The sequence below is a fragment of the Roseovarius sp. MS2 genome (genome assembly GCF_051447875.1).
GTDB lineage: Bacteria > Pseudomonadota > Alphaproteobacteria > Rhodobacterales > Rhodobacteraceae > Roseovarius > Roseovarius mucosus_A.
In genome coordinates, this window is the sequence record NZ_JBKHVF010000001.1 from 2,956,520 (window position 1) to 2,971,707 (window position 15,188).

General features: G+C 56.5%; 11 protein-coding genes, 1 tRNA gene, 1 CRISPR repeat array and 1 riboswitch. Of the genes, 7 read left to right on the plus strand and 5 right to left on the minus strand.

Annotated elements, in window-relative coordinates; all coding sequences use genetic code 11:
- Nucleotides 1–5: 5 nt before the first annotated feature.
- Nucleotides 6–1,349, plus strand: coding sequence for a peptidoglycan-binding domain-containing protein (locus tag ACLGGT_RS14590; protein WP_151978909.1), 1,344 nt, complete (start codon nucleotides 6–8; stop codon nucleotides 1,347–1,349).
- A 100-nt stretch (nucleotides 1,350–1,449) separates the two neighbouring features.
- Nucleotides 1,450–1,536 (plus strand) — tRNA-Leu (locus tag ACLGGT_RS14595).
- Nucleotides 1,537–1,762: 226 nt separating this feature from the next.
- On the opposite strand, the gene ACLGGT_RS14600 is transcribed toward ACLGGT_RS14595, so the two are convergent.
- Together ACLGGT_RS14600 and ACLGGT_RS14605 are read right to left on the minus strand one after the other, a co-directional pair.
- On the minus strand, nucleotides 1,763–2,158 hold the full coding sequence (locus tag ACLGGT_RS14600; protein ID WP_437196658.1) for a metallopeptidase family protein: 396 nt from the start codon (nucleotides 2,156–2,158) through the stop codon (nucleotides 1,763–1,765).
- A gap of 54 nt (nucleotides 2,159–2,212) precedes the next feature.
- Nucleotides 2,213–3,133, minus strand: a complete 921-nt coding sequence (locus ACLGGT_RS14605; protein WP_081508282.1) for an MBL fold metallo-hydrolase — start codon at nucleotides 3,131–3,133, stop codon at nucleotides 2,213–2,215.
- Between the two features lie 262 nt (nucleotides 3,134–3,395).
- Between ACLGGT_RS14605 and gltX the strand changes: the two genes are divergently transcribed.
- Nucleotides 3,396–4,721, plus strand: coding sequence for a glutamate--tRNA ligase (gene gltX, locus ACLGGT_RS14610; RefSeq protein WP_437196659.1), 1,326 nt, complete (start codon nucleotides 3,396–3,398; stop codon nucleotides 4,719–4,721).
- On the opposite strand, the gene ACLGGT_RS14615 is transcribed toward gltX, so the two are convergent.
- Both ACLGGT_RS14615 and ACLGGT_RS14620 read right to left on the minus strand, forming a co-directional pair.
- Nucleotides 4,705–5,967: a DUF2254 domain-containing protein gene (locus ACLGGT_RS14615; RefSeq protein WP_437196660.1), complete on the minus strand. Its 1,263-nt coding sequence runs from the start codon at nucleotides 5,965–5,967 to the stop codon at nucleotides 4,705–4,707. The genes gltX and ACLGGT_RS14615 overlap by 17 nt on opposite strands.
- Nucleotides 5,968–5,980: 13 nt before the next feature.
- Nucleotides 5,981–6,553, minus strand: coding sequence for a gamma-glutamylcyclotransferase family protein (locus ACLGGT_RS14620; RefSeq protein ID WP_437197423.1), 573 nt, complete (start codon nucleotides 6,551–6,553; stop codon nucleotides 5,981–5,983).
- A gap of 89 nt (nucleotides 6,554–6,642) precedes the next feature.
- Here ACLGGT_RS14620 and ACLGGT_RS14625 point away from each other — a divergent pair, with 89 nt between their 5' ends.
- The 3 genes from ACLGGT_RS14625 to gcvH all read left to right on the plus strand — a co-directional run bounded on the left by ACLGGT_RS14625 (nucleotide 6,643) and on the right by gcvH (nucleotide 8,884).
- Nucleotides 6,643–7,095, plus strand: coding sequence for an RrF2 family transcriptional regulator (locus tag ACLGGT_RS14625; RefSeq protein ID WP_008281919.1), 453 nt, complete (start codon nucleotides 6,643–6,645; stop codon nucleotides 7,093–7,095).
- A 31-nt stretch (nucleotides 7,096–7,126) separates the two neighbouring features.
- Nucleotides 7,127–7,213: riboswitch (glycine riboswitch) on the plus strand.
- 166 nt (nucleotides 7,214–7,379) lie between these two features.
- The gene (gene gcvT, locus ACLGGT_RS14630; protein ID WP_437196661.1) at nucleotides 7,380–8,504 is read left to right on the plus strand and encodes a glycine cleavage system aminomethyltransferase GcvT; all 1,125 of its coding nucleotides are present in this window, start codon (nucleotides 7,380–7,382) and stop codon (nucleotides 8,502–8,504) included.
- 20 nt (nucleotides 8,505–8,524) lie between these two features.
- The gene (gene gcvH, locus ACLGGT_RS14635) at nucleotides 8,525–8,884 is read left to right on the plus strand and encodes a glycine cleavage system protein GcvH (protein WP_008281921.1); all 360 of its coding nucleotides are present in this window, start codon (nucleotides 8,525–8,527) and stop codon (nucleotides 8,882–8,884) included.
- Nucleotides 8,885–9,226: 342 nt separating this feature from the next.
- Here gcvH and ACLGGT_RS14640 read toward each other — a convergent pair whose 3' ends face one another.
- Complete coding sequence (locus tag ACLGGT_RS14640) at nucleotides 9,227–9,865, minus strand: reverse transcriptase domain-containing protein (protein ID WP_437196662.1); 639 nt, start codon at nucleotides 9,863–9,865, stop codon at nucleotides 9,227–9,229.
- Nucleotides 9,866–9,945: 80 nt separating this feature from the next.
- A CRISPR array of direct repeats spans nucleotides 9,946–10,446; the repeat unit is 37 nt; unit sequence GTCTCAGTCGGCCTTTAAAATGGCCGTCATTCAGAAC.
- Nucleotides 10,447–10,756: 310 nt separating this feature from the next.
- Between ACLGGT_RS14640 and cas13a the strand changes: the two genes are divergently transcribed.
- Nucleotides 10,757–14,890 carry a type VI-A CRISPR-associated RNA-guided ribonuclease Cas13a gene (gene cas13a / locus ACLGGT_RS14645; RefSeq protein ID WP_437196663.1) on the plus strand — a complete coding sequence of 1,378 codons (4,134 nt, stop codon included), beginning with the start codon at nucleotides 10,757–10,759 and terminating at the stop codon, nucleotides 14,888–14,890.
- Nucleotides 14,891–15,188 lie beyond the last annotated feature (298 nt).

The window sequence follows — 15,188 nt, forward strand, 5'->3', positions numbered from 1 at the left end:
GAACGATGTTTTCAAAACGAATTCTGATGATGGCTTTGGCGGCTTCGGTCGCGTTGCCGGTCGGCGTGGCACAGGCGGATTTCAAGGATGGGCTTGTTGGTGGCCTTGTTGGTGGCGCAGTCAGCGGTATCATCGTCAATGAAAGCGCAAAGGCGCGGGAACGCAAGCAACAGACGACAACGACAACACGACGGGTGTATCAGGCACCCGCACCAGTGAACTCGGTTCAACGTCAGCAAGTGCGAGAAGAACAGTCGGCGCTCAATTACTTCGGCTTTCCCGCCGGCACCCCCGACGGTGTGCGTGGCCGCAACACGCGGGACGCCGCCGCGCAGTTTCAGGCGCATATGGGATATCCGCCAACCGGCTATCTTGCGGATTATGAGCGGCAGTTTCTTATTAGCTCGTACTACCGGGCACAAAGCAGCGGGGCGGCCACAGCGCAGTTGATCGCACAACGTGGTCAGGGCACGCGCGGCCTGCTGCTGGCCTATCGAGACGAGGCGGTAGGTGTGCCAACATATGCGGCAGCACCCGTGCAGGCCCCAACGGCGCCGTCGCCAGTGATGGCGGCCATTCCGCAATCCGCGCAGGTTTCTGCTCCAACTGCCGAGACGGCTCCGGCAGCCGTGGGATTTGCCGCGCTGCCAAATCTGATGGCCTCTGGCGGAGAGGGGCCGTCTCTTGCGTCGCATTGCAATCAGGTTAGCCTTATCACCAATTCCAACGGTGGTTTTGTCACCGAGGCATCGCTCAACGATGGGCGCATCGCGCTCAACGAACAGTTTTGCCTTGCGCGCACCTATGCGATTGCCGAAGGCGAGACGATGGCGGCCTCTCTAAAGGGCGTCACGGCGGCGCAACTTGAAGAACAGTGCCGCGCCTTTGAGCCTGCGATGCGGGATCATGTGGCGGCGCTCTCGCTCAATCCGCGTGATGAGGTCGTTCAGCAAGTCCGCAGTTTTGTTCTGCAATCCGGGCAATCCCCGGCGCAATTGGCGGGAACCGCCAAAATATGCCTCTCGGTTGGTTATCGAATCGATAACATGAACGTGGCGCTGGGATCGGGCCTGTTGCTGACAGCCTTGGGCGAAGAGCCCTATGGCGAGTTGATGGGCCATCACCTGAACGAAGGCTTTGGTACGACCCGCCGCCCTGATCTTGCGCTTGCGTGGTACCAAACCGCCGTTGAGGCCGTAGAGCGCGGGGTAGAGCCCGTTTTTGCCCCCGGAAACACCGGGCGCACCGCACTTTTGCGCAAGGCGGCGTTCCATACTCAGAGCGCGCAGACAGGCACCGCCGAGGCCGTGCAGCCGGTGGCAACCCTGCCGACGTTCAAGCTTGAATAGATATCAAGACCTGCGTTTGAAAAACCGAAGGGGCGATGTGTTTTGCCCCTTCACAAGCCGGATGAGTTTGCATATACGGCCCGAACCTACCTGATCACGTGCGGTCGTGGCGGAATTGGTAGACGCGCAGCGTTGAGGTCGCTGTGGGGTAACTCCCGTGGAGGTTCGAGTCCTCTCGACCGCACCATTTCACCCCCAGAGGGTGGAGTGTTGATCAAGAGAATTTCCAGAACAGGCAAGTTGTCACGCCAATTTTGGCGGTGATTTTAGTTGGTTTTGCGTCACTCAAAACCAGACGGCACGGCATGGCTTTCTTGGGGTCGGCACCGCTTTGAGCAGGGGCGCTAGGGCAGGGCGCTGCAGGATAGGCTGTGCGGAGGCTGCTTTCTGCGCAGTGCTCGCTTTGACCCCGGTCACTCCCACCAGCGGTCAATGCGCGCGATATCCTCATCCGACCAGCCGAAGTGATGGGCAAGCTCATGCACCACCACATGCGTGACCAGATCGGCCAGATCAATATCGCCCCTGTCGCGCCATTCCTCAAGGATAGGCTCGCGGAAAATCCAGATCGTATCAGGGCCAAGAGGCTGATCGAAATGCGATTTCTCGGTGAGGGGGATGCCCTCGTAGAGACCAGTCAGATCAAGCGGATCGTCGATCCCCATCTCGTGAAGCAGTGTTGCGGATGGCCAGTCTTCGACGATCAACACCACGCTCTGCGCCGCAGGGTAAAAGGCCGGGGGCAGCGCGGCAAACGCAGCGCGGGCCATGTCCTCAAAGCTTGCGAGATCGGGGTCGGGTGTGGTCATTCCCGGCATATGGGGCGCGGGGGCGGAAATGTAAATCCGCCCCCGCGCGCCGGATCAGAGCATCAACTGATAGCTGGCGGGCACATACTGGAACCCGTCGCCGCGCGTCTCGACATAGCCCACGGCAGGGAAGGGCATATGATAGCCGATGAACGGCACCTTATCGGCAGCCAACATGCCCAAAACCTTGCGTCGGGTCGCAGCGGCCTGCGCTTTGTCCATGTCGAATGTCACCTCCCAGTCGGGATACCCGAGCGACCAGACATAGTGGTTCGCGAAATCGGCGGCGATAACCAGTGATTTGCCGCCGCTCTCGATCATGTAGGCGGTATGGCCGGGCGTGTGCCCTGCGGCAGACATGGCGGTAATGCCAGAGGCAACGCTTGCCCCGTCACCGATCATTTCGGTCTTTTCCGCCAAGGGACGCATCTTGCTGTCAAATCCTTCGTTTCCGGCAGCGGCCCAATGGTCGTATTCGGCGCTCGCGGTCACGTAGCGGGCATTGGGAAACGTCGCCCCGCTCTCGCCCATCAGACCGCCGATATGGTCGCCGTGCATATGGGTGAGAACGACGACATCGACCTGATCGGGCGTGTATCCCGCGGCGGCAAGCGCACTGGTGATAGCATCCGGGTTGAGGCCGGTATCAAAAAGCACAAGTTCCGCGCCGGTGTTGATTACCGTGGGCGTAAAGAAAAACTGCGCCTGATCCGTTGGAATATTGTTGGCCGCTGAAACGGCTGCGAATTCTTCGGCGCTGACATTGAGGCCAAAGATCGTCTGTGGGTCCGGTCGCGCCGTGGTCGCAGCAAGCAAGGTCGTCACCTCGAAGTCGCCCAGTGTCACCCGGTTATACCGCGTGGTGGATGCCCCAAGCATTGGGGCTGCCGCGCGGGCAGGCGTGGTCATCGCCGCAAGGGGCAGAGCGGCGGCAGAGCCGAGGATTGCGCGACGGGTCAGCGTGGGTCTGGACATGGTTTCCTCCTGGTTTGTTGATGCTCGCGTCAGGGTAGCGCGCTTCTATATAGTGCGCATCGTGCTCACGGAAAATTGAGAGTGGTTTGGCCCGCAACGAAAGGCTTTATTCCCGGCGCGGGCGACTGCGGATAGCCGCCGCGCCTGTGCACCCCTTTGCAAATCGCAAAGCCGCGCGCCTCACCCGCCCATGGTGAGGGGCCGCAATCTGGACAAACGCGCGCACCTGTGACAAAGCCCGCGGCAGAGTCAGGAGACGCCCATGATCACCACCCGCTTTGCCCCGTCGCCCACCGGCTATATCCATGTCGGCAATCTGCGCACCGCGCTGATGAACTATCTCATTGCCCGGCGCGCGGGGGGCACGTTTATCCTGCGGATTGACGATACCGATGCCGAGCGCTCGAAAGAGGCATATGTCGACGCGCTCAAGCAGGATTTGGAGTGGCTGGGCCTGCATTGGGACCGGATCGAGCGGCAATCGCTGCGGCTGGATCGCTACGCCGAAGCGGCGGACAAGCTGCGCAGCATGGAGCGCTTTTATGAAGCGTTCGAGACGCCGACTGAACTCGATCTCAAGCGCAAGAAACAGCTCAACATGGGCCGCCCGCCGGTCTATGACCGTGCTGCATTGGCGCTTAGTGAGGCGGATAAGGACAAGCTGCGCGCCGAGCGGGGCAATGGTGTCTGGCGGTTCAAACTGATCCAAGAACGGATTGAATGGCACGACGGCATTTTGGGCGATATCTCGATTGATGCGGCCTCGGTCAGTGATCCGGTGCTTATTCGTGGTGATGGTCAGGTTCTTTATACGTTGGCCTCTGTTGTGGATGATGTCGAAATGGGCGTCACGCATATCGTGCGCGGCTCGGATCACGTAACCAATACCGCCACCCAAATTCAGATCATCGAGGCCTTGGGGGCCAACCCGCCGCAATTCGCGCATCACTCGCTTTTGACAGGGCCGCAGGGTGAGGCGCTGTCGAAACGTCTGGGCGCGCTGTCGCTGCGCGACCTGCGCGCGCAGGGGATTGAGCCCATGGCGCTTCTGAGCCTGATGGCGCGGCTGGGGTCGGCTGATCCGGTGGAGCTGCGCACAGAGATGGCGCAGTTGATCGAGGGCTTTGATATCGAGCGGTTCGGCTCGGCACCGACCAAGTTCGATGAGACTGACCTCTTTCCGCTGACTGCGCGGCATCTGGCGGCGCTGCCGTTTTCGGCGGTCGCAAGCAAGATCGCAGACATTGGCGTGCCTGCGTCATTGGCCCCGCAATTCTGGGAGGTTACGCGCGAGAATATCACCACTCTCAAGGATCTTGACGGCTGGTGGGCGCTGTTCCGGGACGGCGCGGACCCGGTGATCGAGGACGAGGACAGAGAGTTTGTGGCACAAGCCATGACGCTTTTGCCCGAGGGGCCGCATGATGCAGAAACTTGGGGAAAGTGGACGACAGCGGTCAAAGACGCCACGGGACGCAAGGGCAAGGGCCTCTTCATGCCGCTGCGCAAGGCGCTGACCGGTCAGGCGCATGGGCCGGAAATGGCGCAGGTACTGCCGCTCTTGCAGGTGATCAAGGCGAGGGGCTAAGCACCGCCGCGCGCAATCGGGTCTTGTCGCGCTCAACGGTCAGGGCCGTTTCAGCATATTCGCGGGCATGTTGCGACATCTCCCGCGCCGCTTGGGCAAGAGTGGCATCCGGTACAGAGGCGAGCCGCGCCAAAACCTGTTGCAGGCGCAACGCCACTTCGATCTGTCCTGCGCCGTCACGGGCGACGCTGGCAAAGGCCGTGTCGATCATCGCCACGCGCGATGTCTCTGGCAGGAAGAGACGCGGAAAGCGCGGGCTATCCTCGGCATGCGTGGCATAGGCCCAGTCGAGCAAGAGCTTTTCCTGTCGGCAAAGAACGGCAATTGCGGTGCCCGGATCGTTGATCCCCGGCGACAGCGCGCGCGAGGCCGTTTCCGAGAGCACCAACAACCCATAGCTTGCATCCTGCTCAAAGCTGCGAGTGGCGGCGATTGTCAGGTTCCGGCAAATGGCGCGCCGCTCATCCTCGGCCAGCCCGCTCGCATGGCCGATGGTCTGGCCCCGAACCAGATAGGCACCAGGCCGGACATAGAAATAGACACGGGTTTGATCCGTACCCAGCTTCTCGCTGATGGCGTGCATGTCGATAAGTTGCAGATACCCTGTTTGGGGTGCCGTCAACGGGCGGGCCTCATCCGGTAATACTGTATCGTCCGACAGGCGCTGCGCCCCAAGGGAAGGTAGGCTGCGGTCGCGAATGAGGCTGTCGCGTGCCGCCTGTTCGACCGCAAACAAAGTGGCATCCATGCTGCCCAAATCGCTGAGATGGTGAATCCAGCGCAAAAGCGCCACCACCACCAATACAACAACCGCCACGGTAAAGACCAACACGAGCACGCTGGCCCCTTCGGGATAAAACCCCGCTTGAAAGAGGATGATCGCACTTAGCGCATAGACAAAGGCGCCTATGAAAGTTGCCAGAACCGTATGCGTGGTCGTATCCGCCAGCAGGATCGCATGCACACGCGGCGTGGTTTGACCGGCAGCGGCGTTATGCGCCGTGACCATGACATTGAGCGAGAATGTACTGACCGCAAGCATCCCCGAAGCAAGGATCGTCAGGATCGGCATGACGGCATCTGGCGTAAAGCGCGCTTTGAGACTGTTCGGGATCTGGTCCTCGAGCAATATCGCTGCGCCAGAGGCCAGGATCGCCAGAAGGGCAAACAGCGTCACGCGCAACCAAAGATTGCGGCTGAGACGCAGGAGCGAGAGGGCTGTGGTTGAGAGGATGTGGATTTTCACGCGCGCGCCTTGGTTACCTGTCTCTGGCGAGGATCGACACGCCAAGCCGTTCAAGATGCTGGTCCGTCAGCGCTCGCTCGACTGCCGTGAGGGGTTGGTGGCGGGGATATCTGGGCGCGCTGCGGTCATCAAGCAGGGGGGCATCCCAGCCCTGCGTCGTATCAAAGAAACGCTGCACGCCCGCCGCGCCGAATTCGCGGAAATAGCCCTGCACCACCACATCGAGATAACTGAGCAGGATCGGATGCGCGTGGCTGGGTGCCATGTGCAGACCCTCTGGGATCGTGTAGACGGCGATCTCGGGGGCATGGGGCAGGGGGTGGCGGACCTGATGCGCGGCGGGTGCGCGGATATAGGCCGCCTCACGCGCGTCAAGTGCAGGCCAATCGGCATCGGGCACCGGGGCAATCAGCCCGTCGATCTCTGCCTCCGGGTCTGGCACCACCGTCAGATAGGCCACCGGTCGCAGAGTGGTGTGTCTCCAGATCCGCCGCCAGCCGGTCAACTGCGCAGGTATGGCCGCCTCAAAACTGTGGCTGGCGCGGTTCACAAGGCTGCCGTAGCCAAAGAAATATGAATTCCCAATCACTGTTTTGCCCCTGTCTTGATCTGGATCATGGCCGCGCGGCTGTTTCACCGCAAGACTTGATCCACTCAATGAGGGGAATGACTGTTATGCGGATTACCAAACGCACCAATATTGCCATCCGGCTCTTGATGTTTTGTGCTGCCAACAGCGACCGTCTCGTCACCAAGGCCGAGATTGCCGAGCGCTGCAACATTTCTGAAAGCCATCTGGCGCAGGTGATAAATCGTCTGTCGCAGCTGGGGTTTCTCTATACCCAACGTGGGCGCACCGGCGGGGTACGTCTGGGGCGTCCCATGTCTCAAATCACTGTCGGTGACGTGTTTCGCCAGTTGGAGCAGCACACGCCCGTCGCAGAATGCTTTGCCGATGTGGACAACACCTGTCCTTTGACCAAGGCCTGTCGCTTGCGGGTGGCGCTTGTCGATGCGGTCGAGGCCTTTTACGCGCATTTGGATGAGGTGACCCTTGATGCCCTCGTCTGCAACAACGACGCGCTCTTCGCGATTTTTTCAACGGTTCCCTGTCTCAAACAGGCTTGAAATGAGGGCTGCTGTATACTAGCGTGCACATAAGATCGGATAGGGAGAACTGGCGCAAGCCAGTGCCGAAGGAGCAACCGCCCCGGAAACTCTCAGGCGCAAGGACCTGCCCGATCCTCGAAACTCTGGAGAGAGCCTGGCTTTGACCGGGCCGCCGACGGGATAGCGATCTCAGGCAAAAGGACAGAGGGGGCATCGTGGCGCAGCTTGTAATGGGCTTGCGCATAGGCGGTGCCGGACTGATCGACAGTTGATCCGGACCCATGAAAAAGGGAAGGATGCGGATGTCTGATCTGCAAATGACGCCATTGAATGCGTTGCACCGCGAGTTGGGGGCCAAGATGGTGCCCTTCGCAGGCTATGACATGCCGGTGCAATATCCCATGGGCGTGATGAAGGAACACCTGCAGTGCCGCGCCAAAGCGGGCCTGTTCGACGTAAGCCATATGGGGCAGGTGATCCTGCGCGCGCCGGGCGGGTATGCCGCCGTGGCCGAGGCGATGGAGGCGCTGGTGCCCGTAGACCTTCTGGGTCTGGGTGTGATGCGGCAACGCTATGGCATGTTCACAAATGACGCGGGCGGTATTCTGGATGATCTGATGCTGGCCAACCGGGGCGATCACATGTTCGTCGTGGTCAACGCGGCCTGCAAGGCTGCGGATATAGCGCATATGCGCGCCGGGCTGATGGGGGTCGAGGTCGAGGAAATCACCGACCGCGCGCTTTTGGCTCTGCAAGGGCCGGCAGCAGAGGCGGTGCTGGCCGCCATAGTTCCAGACGTCGCTGCGATGCGCTTTATGGACGTAGGCGTTTTCGCGTCGGAGTTTGGCGAGTTGTGGATTTCACGCTCGGGATACACGGGCGAGGACGGCTATGAGATTTCCGTGATCGAGGATCAGGCCGTGTCATTGGCACGGTGCCTGCTGGCCCACGAAGATGTGGCACCGATTGGATTGGGCGCGCGCGACAGCCTGCGGCTTGAGGCGGGTCTGTGCCTTTACGGCCATGACATCGACACCGGCACGACCCCTGTCGAGGCCAGCCTGAGTTGGGCCATCCAGAAAGTTCGTCGTTCAGGCGGCGCACGTGCGGGCGGATTTCCCGGAGAGGACCGTATTTTAAAAGAACTGCACGAAGGTGCCCCGCGCGCCCGTGTGGGCCTGCGCCCCGAAGGCCGCGCGCCGATGCGCGAGGGCACACCGCTTTTCGCCGCCGCCGAGGGTGGCGAGGCCATTGGCCATGTCACCTCCGGTGCCTTTGGTCCGACCATAGAGTCGCCAATGTCGATGGGCTATGTCCCGCAGGGCTTGGCCGCCGAGGGCACAGAGCTATACGGTGAGGTGCGCGGCAAGCGCATGCCTGTCCGGGTGGCCAAGCTGCCCTTTACCCCCGCAACTTTCAAACGCTGAGCAACAGGAGCCGGAAAGCGATGAAATTCACCGAAGAACATGAATGGCTGCGCGTCGAGGATGACGTCGTGGTCGTGGGCATTACCGAACACGCCAGCGAGCAGCTTGGCGATGTGGTCTTTGTCGACCTGCCCGAAGTGGGCACCGAGGTTAGCAAGGATGACGAGGTGGTGGTGATCGAGAGCGTCAAGGCGGCTTCGGATATTCTTGCCCCGATTGACGGCGAGATCGTCGAGGTCAACGATGCGCTGATCGACAATCCCGGCAAGGTCAACGAAGATCCGATGGGCGATGCCTGGTTCTTCAAGATCAAGCCCGCCGATCCCAGCCAGATGGATGATTACATGGATGAGGCCGCCTATCAGGCCCATATCGCCTGAATCCGCCCGCCGGAGGCGCGGACGCCCCCAAAGAGTTTCGGGCCTCCGGCGGGAGTATTGTCAAGAGAAATAGTTCATATTTTTCATGGTGATGGAGTGCTGTCAGTGCTATCATCCACTTTTTTATCCACAGTTTCTGCTATCTTAGGAAGGGCAGTGAAGCAGAGCTACAATTGCCGCGTTATACAGTGATCGCCCCCCAATCAAGGGTAATCTCCCCCTTTTTGGCGCGGTGCATTCGCAGAATCTACGCGGCCATTTTCAGCGGCTTTGCGCTTTCTCGTTACAATTCATGAAAAGACAAAACCCAACCCGATTAGCAGGTGCAAAGAGTAGCTTAATTTACGCCAGATACTGTCCAACCGATGGGGAGTGGCTCAGTTGCGACCCTTGGGCAAGCCCGAGCCCATTCGTATTGAGTGCCTTTGCTTGATCCTCAAGAACCGTCTCGATCAATCGCAACAAAGGCGCGCCACCGGGCAACTCAACGATGGCCGCACGAATCTTGTCCAAAAGCAAATCATGTTTGATATTATCGAAATACCTTACGATGTCGGCCTCGATGACAGTATTGTAGCCTTGGTCGCGCCAGTGTTCGACGCGCGCCACAGCTTTCTGCACGCCCCGGTTCGGTCGATAGGCGAAAGAGCTTTCCTCAAACATAGGTTCACACACAGGTGTCAGCGCATTGGCAATGCTCGTGTGCAGAACACGATCGCGGATCGAGGGAATGGTCAGTATGCGATAACCCGGCTTTTTCTTTGGGGTGCTGACCCGTCGGTAGGGGCGTGACCTGTAGGTTCCACTCAGCACTTCTGCGCGTAGATGATTGAGCCGCGCAAACCTGTCTGCATGGAATTCGGCCCGGGCAACCCCGTCTCCGCCAGCCGAGCCTTCGTTGCTGTGCACCTTAAGCCAGGCCGCCAGCAGCGCGTCATAGGATGTGACGGAACTCCAGATATCCTGCAGGTTTTCGGGCATTGCCAAACCTTTCCGCTATTGAACGTCGCATTGGGTTTCTGCCGCGACGCAGTACGCAACGGCACGCGAGTGAAAGCAGGGGCTCAGTCGGCCTTTAAAATGGCCGTCATTCAGAACATCATATCGACACTTGTCGAGCTTGCAGTCTCAGTCGGCCTTTAAAATGGCCGTCATTCAGAACACAACTTTCCATTCCCTTTTTTACCGAGTCTCAGTCGGCCTTTAAAATGGCCGTCATTCAGAACAGGAGGGGCTGATATAATGTGGAACTACATGTCTCAGTCGGCCTTTAAAATGGCCGTCATTCAGAACTAACTTTCCCTTTTTAGCAGCAATGGAGAAGTCTCAGTCGGCCTTTAAAATGGCCGTCATTCAGAACTCACACATGGCTCACACGTCATTCATGCGGGTCTCAGTCGGCCTTTAAAATGGCCGTCATTCAGAACACTGGTGCCTTAGGGCGCGCACCACCTTAAGTCTCAGTCGGCCTTTAAAATGGCCGTCATTCAGAACATAAACCATGAAATTTTGCATGATCATCACCGTCTCAGTCGGCCTTTAAAATGGCCGTCATTCAGAACTCCATCACGATAACCCAATGTTTTGATGAAAGTAAAGCACAGGAACTCTGAACCTGACTTAACATTATCGAGGAAATAAGAAGAATCCGAGTTTTGGCGTGACGCAAGAATACAATTTATCCTTATATCACAGCCACTAACGACATTTCTGAACCAAAATTGCATTTTTTGCCGATTTTTTTGCTTTCGATGAGAGGTTGTGCAAGCATAATCCGATCACAATCGGATAGCCACATCCAAACGTTGAAGTGGAGCCTCACAAGCAAGGGCTATGCGCACGCCAGACCAGTATCCAAAAAGGAGACGAGTAATGAGGAACTTTCTGCATTCTGTGAGTAGCACATATACCAGCCACGCTGATGTGGCCAAGGGTTTGGGCCGCGGTCTACTGCGCGATGCGAAAGGAAATCCTGTACTTCCCGAGAACTTGGCCGAATTTGTCGCGTCTGAGCCAAGCCTGGTGATCCGCCAAACCATCGGCGTCTTGGACAAGATCATCTCAAAGAAGCGATTTCTGCGGTTGATGTCATATGAGGCCTATGTTCATCGGGCAAAGCTTGCCGAGCAGATTTGGCAGGAGTTGCTGCGCAAGTTCGATGCCCTGGGTGTTGAATTTGACAAGGCCGCGAAGAAGAAGCTGCAGGAGCGTTGGATCGCAAAAGCACACCCCTATCAAATGCATGACGTCAAAGGGTTGAACCCCGAGGCGGATGATAACGGTCAATTTCTGGCAGAACTCGAAATGTCGAACACACCGGAGCCTTTTGAAAGCTTCCAAGGCAAATGGTTTTCTACATTCTGGGGCAAAGGGGGCAATCCTACAGATCACGCAAAGATCGCGCGGTCAGTAATCCACCATTTGTTTGACCAGGAACTGATAATAAAGAATGCCCCCCGCGAAAGCGGTGACAAATCCAATCGCAAAGCAACGGGTATGGGCCTCATGCATGCGCGGGGAACCTCAGCCGCGGGCAGCGTCAGCGATCCCAGAAAAGCATCACGTAAGCTACAAAATGAAAATAAATGGGATGCAGAGGCGGCTCAGATATACTTTCGAAACGGTGACTCGGCGGCCGAGATCTTCGACTCTTTGAGCAGAATGGAGGGCCGAAATGATCGCATCAACACCAAATGGTTTGGAGAACGCCTGCACGCTCACTTCAAGAAAGTGAATTTCACGGAAGATGAGTTTTCGAAGGGTCAGAAACAGCGGCTTTGGAATTTCAACAACGCGACCCGGACCTTTTACAAGAAACTGGCGCAGAGTGAACGCTTTCGCTTGGCAGTTCGCAAAGCCAAGGACGGCGATGAGAAAGAGCAGGCCAAGCTGTTGACGATCGTTCCGCGCGATAAAGACGGCCTGATCAGAAAACTTGCCCATGCAACGCTAAGTGTCGGCGAAGTCATGCCGCTAGAAGACCGCAATGCCTTTTCATACGTCAAAGGCAACGCCGAAATCAGCCGAGCCATCAGGCTTGGCAAGATCGTAGTCCACGCCGCCGATGCAATCACGGATGATAGTCGCGCAGACAAGGCAGATTTTGCGAGGGTGCTCGAAGAGCTGGTCACCAGTGACGGCCAAACCGAAATCAAGCGACTGGAAACGTCGGCGCGGATCTGGCGGAGGTCCACAGCGTTATCACTGCGGACATTGAAAGCGCTGGTCGATCCCGATGGAAAGACAGTTGTAGACGGCAACGAAGATCTGACGAGCGTAGACGTCGCCATACGTGCCTACAAAAGTCTCGCGGAGGACACCGTAAAAGAACACCTCGACACCCATATGGGTATCATTTTCGGGAAAAAGGAAATCGGCTCTGGCGACGATGCAAAATCGCGGGCGTCCATCCTTTCCATTGGGTCTGCCAACGACAGAAAAGAGGCCATCTGGGCCTTGATGCGGATTGCTGCGCAAGTGCGCCATGCGACGTTTCACTTCAATGTAAGACGCAGGTTGCTTGCGAAAATTCGTAACGGACTGGTAACCGTGGCGAAAAAGCAGCCTAAAGACCTCTCTGCAGAAAACTGGGTCATCTCTGAGCGCGCTGACAAGGCCTTCAAGGACCTGCTGAAATTTGATCAGGATTTGCGTGGGCAGGCGGTGAAAACAGAGCTGGAGCAACTGAAAGCGGAAAAATATGTTGCGCAGGACCAGTTGAACGCCATCGTAACAGAAATAAGCCGGCAGCCGGGATTTGACGCCGACACGCTTCCGCGCTTCATGAACGTGGCGCGCAAGGCGCAAAATCTGGCCAAGACGAGCGGTGATAAAACCAGCATAGAAAAACTTCCTCTGAAAAATATCGTCTTGGGCAATGAAGAAGGAGCCGATGACCTGGCAAACCTGTGCAAGGTTGGGCTTTTGCGTCTACTCTACAATTCGGGGTTCAGGGATTGGTTGGTTACGACGCTTAAGGATGAGGGCCGGTTTCGCAGTGCCGTAGAAGCCGTGATTATGTCCAAAAATGAAAGAACAGACGAATACCACCGCGAAGATGGCAAAACAGTTCCTACCGTCTCGGATATGGCCGAACACCTTGGGCTTGAGAATTTCAGCACACTGGAGGAGTTGCTGAGCGGGTTAACTGCACAGTCCATGCGAGCGTCAGGCCAAGACAAGAAGTACTCAGCCGATAAAAAACAGCAGCAAAACCAGTCAAATGAGATCGAGGCTTTTCGGCAGGAATTCTTCGCCCATCTTTTTGCAGAGTATCTTGGCGACCCGGCAGGCGACGCCGCTGATCCGAATGAAAAGAAAAAAACCAGCCTGAACTGGATAGCATCCATTTCAACAAAAATCGACGCCTCTCCGGGTGCTCTGGATGCGGCGATGGCGGCGTTTGAACCACCACAGAAGGATTTCCAAGATCACTGGCAGCACCGATTCTACGCGTGGTTATACCTTATTCCGCCAGAAGAGGCGTCAATGCTTCGCCAGCAGATACGGAAATCGATCATCCTAGAGGAGAAAGCCGAAACCATAAGCTTCAAACCGGAAGGCGCTGAACGCTCTTTGGATACAAAGACAATGGACATGCTTGCAGAGATGGATTGGCTTATTGGTCTATACACAAAGGTACAATCAGTCGGCTTTCAGGGCACTGAACATGAAGGTGCGCTCGAGCAATCGAATGTGCTGTACGAAGACCGTAAAAAATTCGACGCGATTTACTCTACCGAAGAAACGACGCACAGTTTCAGCATCGCTGGAACGCGTCGCGGACTGCGCCAACTCGTCCGGTTTGCCCATTTGAAAGCGCTAACACCGATCTTCTCAAAGCACCTCGTGTCTGACAAGGAAGTTGAAGCCTTCACAGAGATGGACTCGGCAAAAAACAAAGATCTCTTTGATGAGTTCTACAAGTTGCGCGCGGATATTCGCAAAGCTGAGTCATCCAGGACGCCGAAAGAAGACAAGGACGTGATTGACGCAAAGCCTTACAATATTGCCCGGTACAAAGAGAAGGCTGTTGAAGTATGCGCGCACAACTTCGATGTGAATGCCGCGCGCCTATCAGATCACGTAAGGCTTCACCGGATGATGATGCAGATATTCGGGCGCCTGAGCGATTATACCCTCATGTGGGAGCGTGATCGCCTCTACGCGCTTATCGGATTCTTGTATATTCAGGATCCCGAAGCGTCATTTGAGTTGAAAACCGAATCGGACAACTCGTTAATTTTATTGCTCAAACCTTCCCTATCGAGCACGTCTCGCCGTATCTCGCTTTACACGGAAAAAAATGGGTTCAACTCGGCGTCATTTAAGGATGAGTTTGATAAATTCGAAGGTGGCCAAGGTAAAGTTTTGAAAAAGTACTTTTCAAACCTCGAAGAACAAAACCCGCACGATGCGGATGCCCAAAGCCTTGCCATAAAGGAAAAAAAATCATTTCGAAAATTCCCACCGGCCGGCAAACCGGAACGGAAAAACAAAGCACATATCCGCAACGATCTGGTCCATCAAAACGTGCTGGACAGTAAGGACAAGCCAGCAGTTCAGCTTACCTACACGATCAACGCCGTGCGCTCACTCATGGCCTATGACAAAAAGCTGAAGAATGCCGTACCAAAATCGATCAAGCGCATCCTGGGCGATTATGGTCTGTCCATAGAGTGGAAGATGAGCACGTCTGACCGCCTGACCAAACCGAATGTGACACCAGCCAAGGAAACGCATTTGGGCTTTTGTCGGCAAAAGAAAGACCAGGAACCGATCAGGTTCGACCTGCCGCGCGCATCACCGCGTTTCACCTCGATGGCCCAAGCGCTGTTTGATTTTGGCACCTCCGGCCACACGGAAGAGATGGGGAAGAGTGACGATTACTATGTTTCGCGTATCCGATATGCCACCACGGCACTGCACGGGTATGATGGGGACCCAAATGCTGTGAAAAAGGCGACAATAAGGGAATTTAGGTTCAGAAAGATAGTAAAGTCATGATTAAAAACGATTTTTATCGTTTCTGAGCTCGAAAAAGAGTTTTGCTTCATCAAATAAACCTGATGGCGCGTATTTGCCTCAGATTACCGCACCATTGCCAAAGTAATTTTAATGGGTTATCCGGAAGGTGTTCTGAATGACGGCCATTTTAAAGGCCGACTGAGACACGGTAACTTAAAGATGCGACGTTTGAATTCTGTTCTGAATGACGGCCATTTTAAAGGCCGACTGAGACGTCACTCTCCCTTAGATGTTTCAATTTATTGTTCTGAATGACGGCCATTTTAAAGGCCGACTG

Bases quoted from the DNA above. Each gene is read 5' to 3' on its own strand.
- ACLGGT_RS14600 (WP_437196658.1), bottom strand. From the start codon at position 2,158: ATGACCACACCCGACCCCGATCTCGCAAGCTTTGAGGACATGGCCCGC.
- ACLGGT_RS14590 (WP_151978909.1), top strand. From the start codon at position 6: ATGTTTTCAAAACGAATTCTGATGATGGCTTTGGCGGCTTCGGTCGCG.
- gcvH (WP_008281921.1), top strand. From the start codon at position 8,525: ATGAAATTCACCGAAGAACATGAATGGCTGCGCGTCGAGGATGACGTC.
- gcvT (WP_437196661.1), top strand. From the start codon at position 7,380: ATGTCTGATCTGCAAATGACGCCATTGAATGCGTTGCACCGCGAGTTG.
- ACLGGT_RS14640 (WP_437196662.1), bottom strand. From the start codon at position 9,865: ATGCCCGAAAACCTGCAGGATATCTGGAGTTCCGTCACATCCTATGAC.
- gltX (WP_437196659.1), top strand. From the start codon at position 3,396: ATGATCACCACCCGCTTTGCCCCGTCGCCCACCGGCTATATCCATGTC.
- ACLGGT_RS14625 (WP_008281919.1), top strand. From the start codon at position 6,643: ATGCGGATTACCAAACGCACCAATATTGCCATCCGGCTCTTGATGTTT.
- cas13a (WP_437196663.1), top strand. From the start codon at position 10,757: ATGAGGAACTTTCTGCATTCTGTGAGTAGCACATATACCAGCCACGCT.
- ACLGGT_RS14605 (WP_081508282.1), bottom strand. From the start codon at position 3,133: ATGTCCAGACCCACGCTGACCCGTCGCGCAATCCTCGGCTCTGCCGCC.